This is a genomic window from Megasphaera intestinihominis, assembly GCF_040096415.1.
In the GTDB taxonomy this organism is placed as follows: domain Bacteria; phylum Bacillota; class Negativicutes; order Veillonellales; family Megasphaeraceae; genus Megasphaera; species Megasphaera intestinihominis.
Window position 1 is genome coordinate 1 of record NZ_JBBMEU010000085.1, and the last position, 7,835, is coordinate 7,835.

The following is a 7,835-nucleotide window of genomic DNA, read 5'->3' on the forward strand; positions in this document are numbered from 1 at the left end:
GCCATCCGGCACGGCCTACCCGGACCGTGCCGGACCGAGGACGTTCCCGCAATGTCACCCACCAGGGGCCAGGCAGCCGTATCCATTAGGGCTGAACAAAAAATCTGAAAAAAACAAATCCGGCTGTCTTCATGCGACAGCCTCTTTTTTTGATGCTTGAATAGTAAATACTTCGTCAGTTGTGATATACTTATTTATAGTAAGTTAATATCACTTATAGTGAGTAAGAATGTATGTAAGGAGATGAATGTCATGAATTTATCTAATACTGCCAAAGTAATCAAGGAATCTGAGACAAGAAAACTTCTTACCAGCAAAGGAAATCAAGAAATAAAAGAAAAAATCCGTAAGGCCTCTCATCTCATGTTTCAACGCAATGAAAAAGCCTATAGGGACTTAGAAAATCGATGAAACACGAGCAAATATTGATAGAAATTATCCTAGAAGATGTACTTGTTATAGAAAAAACGCACTGATAAGTTCCATGAATGGCTTATCAGTGCGTTTTTGATTTGGCGGAGCGGGTGGGATTCGAACCCACGAGACCTTTCGGCCTAACTGATTTCGAGTCAGCCCCGTTATGACCACTTCGATACCGCTCCATAAGGTACTTTACTAGTATAGCATGGTATGCGCTATCCGTCAAGTTTTTTTGCATATTTATTTTTGACAGTTGGTTTACAAAGAAAATGTTGACTTAGAGTGTACTTCAGGTGGTACAATGAAAGTATCTTATTGTTAGGGGGTAAAAATATGGAAAAAGCCAAGGTATATTTCACGGACTTCCGCTGCCGTCCGGGGAAAAATAATTTACAGAAACTGCAGAAGCTCTGCAAGAAGGCTGGTATTGAAAATATCAATTTTGAAGGAAAATTCGTCGCCATCAAGATGCATTTTGGGGAATTAGGCTGTCTGGCTTCGCTGCGCCCGCAGTACGTCAAAGCCGTGGCCGATTTGGTCAAGGAATTAGGCGGCCGGCCGTTCCTGACGGACTGCAATACGCTCTATCCGGGCAGTCGTAAGCACGCTTTGGAACACATGGATTGTGCCAACCTCAACGGTTATAATACGGTCACTACGGGCTGTCAGATCATCATCGGCGACGGCCTGCGCGGCACCGATGAAATCGAAGTGCCGGTCAAGAACGGCGAATACGTCGAAAAAGCGAAAATCGGCCGGGCCATCATGGATGCCGACGTTTTCATCAGCCTGGCTCACTTCAAGGGCCATGAAATGACGGGCTTTGGCGGCGCCATCAAGAATATTGGCATGGGTTGCGGCAGCCGCGCCGGCAAGATGGAACAGCATTCGTCGGGCAAACCGAAAGTTGACGAAAGCAAGTGCAAGAACTGTCATCGCTGCGCTCAGGAATGCGGTTCTGACGCCATCACTTATGAAGATAACGTCGCCCACATCCACGAAGACTTGTGCAAAGGCTGCGGCCGCTGCATCGGCGCCTGTGCTTTTGATGCCATTCAGACTGTCGAATGGGATGCCAATGAAAAACTGGACCGCAAGATGGCCGAATACGCCCAGGCCGTCTGCCAGGACCGCCCGTGCTTCCACATCAACCTGGTCATGGACATTTCGCCGAACTGCGACTGCCATGCCGAAAACGATGCACCTATCCTGCCGGACATCGGCATGTTCGCTTCCTTCGACCCGGTCGCTCTCGACCAGGCTTGTGCCGATGCCTGCATGAAAGCCGCTCCTATGCCCAACAGCCAGTTGTCGGATAACCTGGCTAAACCCGATTGGCAGCACCATCACGATCACTTCCTCGACAGCAATCCTAATGTCGACTGGAAGACGACCCTGGAACACGCTGAAAAAATCGGCTTAGGCACACGGGAATACGAACTCGTCCGCGTCCGCTGATTAAAGCTAACTACTAAAGTTTGAGTTAAAATCTATGATTACTATTATAGCAAGTATATTGCTATAGTGTAATTCCATAAAGGATAAATGTATATTCACGATTCGCCTTTTAGACAGTGGAGTCTATAAATACGCAGGAACTAAACCGGAAGGGGCGCCGGTTTGGTTCCTGCGTTTTTTTATGTGAAGATATACTTCTTAAGAATACGTTACCAAGCTGAAACAGGCCGGTATCCTGACGGGTTATCCCGATGGGAACTTCGACGGCGACCGCATGATGACGCGTTATGAATTTGCTGCCATCGTGTACCGGGCCATCATGGCCGGTGCCGCTTCCAACCCGGCTTTGAGCCAGGACGGCACGCTGGATAAATTAGCGAAAGAATTCTCGCCGGAAATGAAACACATCCGCATCGATACGATTGCCAAAGATAAGAATGGCAAACCGACGATCGAACGAGTCCGCGTCATTCCCGAAGCAAAACAGTAGAGGAGGGGAGTATCATCGCACAGATAGGATTGTCTTTTCGTATCGATTCAGACCTCAAAAAGGAGTTTGAAGCATTTTGCGATGCTGCCGGCATCAGCATGACGGCAGCCATCCATTTGTTCATCAAGACAACCGTCCGGGAACAACGGATTCCCTTTGAAATAAAGGCTTCGAGCAAAAAATAGAATCGAGAGAGTAAAGAGAAAGGACTTGTCGCACGGCGACAAGTCCTTTCAAGCTGTTAGCAGCTAGGGGTCAGGGGTTAGCAGATATCGTTCGTCATAAATCCCGGCTGGGCACAGGATTCACGGCGGCCTGCGAACTGCGACCGGCGGCCTGCGGGCCACGAGCCCCTAAAAAGCCCTTCACAGGGGCGGCCTATATATGGTATTATATACTGTAAACCCTAAATTATGATTTTTGTGAAAAACGGAGAGAATACATGGATTTTCAGAGCAATCGATTTTATCATATTATTTCTTATGGCTGTCAGGCGAATATGTCTGACAGTGAGCATTATGCCGGTCAGTTGGAGGAGCTGGGCTATCACAATACGGAAGATTTGGATACAGCCGATGTCATCCTCATCAATACGTGTTGTGTCCGCGAAACGGCGGAAGACAAGACGCTGGGGAAAATCGGCGAACTCAAGCATTTGAAGAAGCAGAACCCCGATTTGATCATTGCCGTCACGGGCTGCATGGCCCAGGAATGGCAGGATAAGCTCTTCAAGCGGGCGCCGCACATCGATTTGGTCATCGGTACGCACAATATCCACAAGCTCATCGAGCTCATCCGGGAACGGCGCAGCAAGGCCGACCATTATATGGCTGCCGACATGACCCTGCCGGCTTTCCATGATATGCCGGTCAAGCGCTTCCAGAAATTCTTTGCCTGGATCCCCATCATGAACGGCTGCAACAAGTTCTGCACGTACTGTATCGTGCCTTATGTCCGGGGCCGTGAAGTGAGCCGTCCCATCGACGCCATTGTCGAAGAAATCAAGAAGGTCGCTGCTGAAGGCTACAAGGAAATCACCCTTCTCGGCCAGAATGTCAATTCCTATGGCCTGGACCTCAAGGACGGCACGGATTTCTCCAAGCTCGTCGCCGCTGTCGACGATATCGACGGCATCGAACGGGTCCGGTACATGACCAGCCACCCCAAGGATATGACTTTTGCCATGATCGACGCCATTGCCGACAGCAAAAAGGTCGTCAACCACATGCATCTGCCCATCCAGTGCGGTTCTGACGAGCTCTTGAAGAAGATGAACCGCGGCTACACGGTGGAACATTACCTGGAACTCGTCGACTATGCCCGCAAGTGCATGCCCGACCTGGTCCTGACGACGGACATCATCGTCGGCTTCCCAGGCGAAACGGAGGCCATGTTCGAAGATACGCTGAACCTGCTCAAGCGCGTCCAGTACGACATGGCCTATACCTTCATCTATTCGCCGCGGACGGGGACGCCGGCGGCCAAGATGGAAGACCAGATCCCGCAGGAAGAAAAGAGCCGCCGTCTGCAGCGGCTCATGGATGTGCAGAACGTCTATAGTTTAGCAAAAAATAAAGAAATGGAAGACCACGTCTATGACGTCATCGTTGAAGGGCCGACCAAGAACGATGCCAACCACTGGTTCGGCCGGACGACGGGCAACAAGATGATCATCTGGGAAAATGACGGTTCCGTCGCCATCGGCGATACCGTGCCGGTCCAGGTCGACAAAGGCCAGACGTGGGTCCTCAAAGGTCACTTAGTGCACTAAAGGAAGGTGAGACTTTGGCAGGAAAAAAATTAACGCCTATGATGCAGCAGTACATGGAAGTCAAAGAGCAGTGCCAGGATAAGATTCTCTTTTTCCGCCTCGGCGATTTCTATGAAATGTTTTTTGACGATGCCCTGACGGCGTCGCGCGAACTCGACCTGACCCTGACCGGCCGGGCTGGCGGCAATAAAGAGAAGGTCCCCATGTGCGGCGTACCTTTCCATTCGGCCGACACCTATATCGAACGGCTGGTCCACAAAGGCTATAAAGTCGCTATCTGTGAACAGATGGAAGACCCGAAGCTGGCCAAGGGGCTGGTCAAGCGCAAGATCATCAAGGTCATCACGCCGGGGACGATTACTCTGGAGAATGCCGTGGCGTCGAAGAAGAACAATTACATCGGCTGCCTGGCCGAAAGCGATGCCATCCTTTCCATCGCCCTCATGGACGTCACGACGGGCGAATGTTTGTGGGCCGACTGTGCGGCGTCGGTCATGGAAGATTCCCTGTTCGACATCCTGGCCGTCTACGAACCGAGTGAGCTCATTTACGCCCACATGGGGAAGGATATGGATGCCGTCCGCGAATACCTGCGCAGCCACCTGGCCCAGTGTACGGTTACGGAATTTCCTGCCGATGACAGTGTCGATTACCGGGAACAGGCCCGGTCCTATTTCCCGCCGGAAGACTTTGCCGCTGCCTCGGTGGCCGGCGAGTGTATCGGCATGCTCCTGGCCTATGTCAGTGACGTCATGCAGTCCGATATTTCCCACATCAATTCGCTGGAACATATCGATAATGAACGGCGTCTGGTCGTCGATGCGGCCAGCCTGCGCCACCTGGAAATCACGCAGAACGTCCGCGACGGCGGCCGCCGGGGGACGCTCCTCGATGTCCTGGACAAGACTAAGACGGCTATGGGCGGCCGGCTCCTGCGCAAGTGGCTGGAAGCGCCGCTCATCCGCATTGCCGACATTACGCGCCGCCAGGATGCCGTCGAAGATTTCGTCCTCCACGAAATCATGCGCCAGGACACGGCAGACGTGCTGGACCGGATTTACGATTTTGAACGCATCCTGACCCGCATCGAAACGGGGACCGTGAGCCCCAAGGACCTGGTAGCCCTGCGGGAATCGCTGGCCGTCATCCCGCAGCTGAAACAGGTCCTGTCCGGTGCCAGTGCCGACCTCCTGCACAGCCTCAATGACCGCTTGCAGACTCATGACGACGTCTATGACCTGCTCTGCCGGGGCATCAAGGACGAACCGGGCCTGGTCATCCGCAACGGCGGCGTCATCCGCGACGGCTTTTCGCCGGAACTCGATGAAATCCGCTCCATTGCGGCCAACAGTCATGCCTTTTTGCAGGAACTGGAAGAGAAGGAACGGGAAAAGACGGGCATCAAGATGAAAATCGGCTATACTAAGGTCTTTGGCTATTACTTCGAGATTTCCCATGCCAATACCAAGCCCATCCCCGATTACTACGTGCGCAAGCAGACGTTGGTCAATGCCGAACGCTACATCACGCCGGAATTGAAGGAATTTGAAGTCAAAGTCCTGACCAGCCAGGAACGGATGCTGGCGCTGGAATACAAGCTCTTCGGCGATATCCGCCGCCAGATCCAGGGCCATATCCCGGCCATGCAGGAAACGGCCCGGGCCATTGCCTGCATCGACTGCCTGTACAGCCTGGCCTGCGCGGCCTATGACAACCGCTACGTCCGTCCCAGCCTCAATACCAAGGCGACGATTTCCATTAAGGACGGCCGCCATCCCATTATTGAAAAGTATTTGAAAGACGAATTGTTCGTGCCTAACGACGTCACCTTGAACCATGAAGACCATGAAATCCTGGTCATCACCGGCCCCAACATGGCCGGCAAGTCGACGTATATGCGCCAGGTCGCCGTGCTGGTCCTCATGGCCCAGGCCGGCTCCTTCATTCCCGCCAAAGAAGGGTCTATCTGCCCGGTGGACCGCATTTTTACCCGTATCGGTGCCAGCGACGACATCCTCACCGGCCAGAGTACGTTCATGATGGAAATGAAGGAAGTGTCGTACATCCTGAAACACGCCACCAGCCGCAGCCTGCTCATCCTCGATGAAATCGGCCGCGGCACGAGTACCTTCGACGGCATGTCCATCGCCCGGGCTGTCATCGAATACTGCCTGAAGCACATCCACGCCCTGACGCTGTTTGCGACGCACTACCATGAGCTCATCGCCATGGCTGACGATTCGCCGAAAATTAAGAATTATACCGTCGCCGTCAAGGAACGGGGCAAGAACATCAAGTTCCTGCGGCGCATCATTCCCGGCGGGGCCGACCGCAGCTATGGCCTGCACGTCGCCCGTCTGGCCGGGCTGCCCGAAAGCCTGCTCAAGCGGGCCGACGTCATCTTGGAAGACTTGGAAAAGAACGGCGGAGCACCCGTCCCGGCCAAGGCGCCTGTGAATCCGGCGCCGTCACCCATGGGAGACAGCCTCTTTTCCAGTCCCGTCATCGACAAGTTGCTCAGCGTCGATGTCAGCAGTATGACGCCGATTGAAGCGATTTCTTTCTTATATAATCTGCAAAAAGATGCCAAAGAAGGAAGTGGGATCCAGTGAGTTCAATCATTCATGTCTTAGATGAAGCAACGCGCAATAAGATTGCTGCCGGCGAAGTCGTCGAACGGCCGGCATCGTGCATCAAAGAACTCGTAGAAAATGCCATCGATGCCGGTGCCCATGCCATTGAAGTGGAAATCGCCGACGGCGGCCAGTCCTATATGCGGGTCACTGACGACGGCTGCGGCATGAGTCCGGAAGATGCCCATAAGTGCATCATCCGCCACGGTACGAGCAAGATCAGTTCCGTCGAAGATATTTTTGCCATTACGTCTTTAGGCTTCCGCGGCGAAGCCGTGCCCAGTATCGCCGCCGTATCGCACATGCAGATCACGACGCGCCAGGCCAGCGATGACTTTGCGACGCACCTCATCCTCGACGGGGGCGAAATCACGGCAGAAGACCAGGCCGGCGCACCGGTCGGGACGACGATGGAAGTGAGCGACCTCTTTTACAATACGCCGGCGCGGCGCAAGTTCCTCAAGAGCGAACGGACGGAAAGTTCGAAAATCTCTGAAATGGTGACCAAACTGGCCCTGGCCAATCCGGCCATTGCCTTTACTTTTACCAATAACGGCCGGACGACAATGAAGACCGGCGGCACCGGCGATTTGCGGGAAACCGTTGCCAATATCTACGGCGCCAACGTCGCCCGCGATGTCTTTGCCGTCACTGCCGACCAGGACGGTATCAGCCTGGAAGGCTATGTAGGCAAGCCGTCGGTCTTAAAGAGCAACCGCAACTGGCAGACGTGCATCGTCAATCACCGCATCGTCCATAATCCCTTGATGTTCAAGGCCATTGACAATGCCTATCATGCCATGCTGCCGAAATCGGGCTATCCCTTTGCCATGCTCCACCTCCACGTCGACCCGGCGACGATTGACGTCAACGTCCATCCGGCTAAGACGGAAATCAAATTCTCTGATGAACAAGCCGTCTACCGCGCCATCTACCACAGCATCGTCACGGCCCTGGTGGCCCAGGAAAAGCCCGAAGCCATCGCCAAGACCATCGGTGATGCTGTAGGGGCCGTCCCAGAGGGCGGCCCGCAGCAAGTCCATGTAGGGGGGGCCCCCGGGGG

The 7,835-nt window shown here is 53.6% G+C and carries 6 protein-coding genes, 1 tRNA gene and 1 pseudogene; 7 read left to right on the forward strand and 1 reads right to left on the reverse strand.

The window, feature by feature from the left end; all coding sequences use genetic code 11:
• The first annotated feature begins 252 nt into the window (after nucleotides 1–252).
• Nucleotides 253–411, forward strand: a complete 159-nt coding sequence (locus tag WMO23_RS10370) for a hypothetical protein (protein WP_020311224.1) — start codon at nucleotides 253–255, stop codon at nucleotides 409–411.
• Between the two features lie 102 nt (nucleotides 412–513).
• Here WMO23_RS10370 and WMO23_RS10375 read toward each other — a convergent pair.
• Nucleotides 514–602, reverse strand: a tRNA-Ser gene (locus tag WMO23_RS10375).
• Nucleotides 603–753: 151 nt separating this feature from the next.
• Between WMO23_RS10375 and WMO23_RS10380 the strand changes: the two genes are divergently transcribed.
• From WMO23_RS10380 to mutL, 6 genes and pseudogenes are all read left to right on the forward strand, one after another.
• Nucleotides 754–1,878, forward strand: a complete 1,125-nt coding sequence (locus tag WMO23_RS10380) for a DUF362 domain-containing protein (protein ID WP_020311225.1) — start codon at nucleotides 754–756, stop codon at nucleotides 1,876–1,878.
• A 214-nt stretch (nucleotides 1,879–2,092) separates the two neighbouring features.
• Nucleotides 2,093–2,368 (forward strand): annotated as a pseudogene (locus WMO23_RS10385) (S-layer homology domain-containing protein); the annotation flags it as partial.
• 29 nt (nucleotides 2,369–2,397) lie between these two features.
• Nucleotides 2,398–2,553, forward strand: coding sequence for a type II toxin-antitoxin system RelB/DinJ family antitoxin (locus tag WMO23_RS10390; RefSeq protein ID WP_020311227.1), 156 nt, complete (start codon nucleotides 2,398–2,400; stop codon nucleotides 2,551–2,553).
• A gap of 257 nt (nucleotides 2,554–2,810) precedes the next feature.
• A complete protein-coding gene (gene miaB / locus WMO23_RS10395; RefSeq protein WP_292106730.1) occupies nucleotides 2,811–4,139 on the forward strand; it encodes a tRNA (N6-isopentenyl adenosine(37)-C2)-methylthiotransferase MiaB in 1,329 nt (442 codons plus the stop codon).
• 38 nt (nucleotides 4,140–4,177) lie between these two features.
• A complete protein-coding gene (gene mutS / locus WMO23_RS10400) occupies nucleotides 4,178–6,751 on the forward strand; it encodes a DNA mismatch repair protein MutS (protein WP_292106745.1) in 2,574 nt (857 codons plus the stop codon).
• The coding region (gene mutL, locus WMO23_RS10405) for a DNA mismatch repair endonuclease MutL (protein WP_349174012.1) at nucleotides 6,748–7,835 on the forward strand (1,088 nt) is incomplete at its 3' end. The genes mutS and mutL, both read left to right, overlap by 4 nt.

Bases quoted from the DNA above. Each gene is read 5' to 3' on its own strand.
- WMO23_RS10370 (WP_020311224.1), top strand. From the start codon at position 253: ATGAATTTATCTAATACTGCCAAAGTAATCAAGGAATCTGAGACAAGA.
- WMO23_RS10380 (WP_020311225.1), top strand. From the start codon at position 754: ATGGAAAAAGCCAAGGTATATTTCACGGACTTCCGCTGCCGTCCGGGG.
- miaB (WP_292106730.1), top strand. From the start codon at position 2,811: ATGGATTTTCAGAGCAATCGATTTTATCATATTATTTCTTATGGCTGT.
- mutS (WP_292106745.1), top strand. From the start codon at position 4,178: ATGATGCAGCAGTACATGGAAGTCAAAGAGCAGTGCCAGGATAAGATT.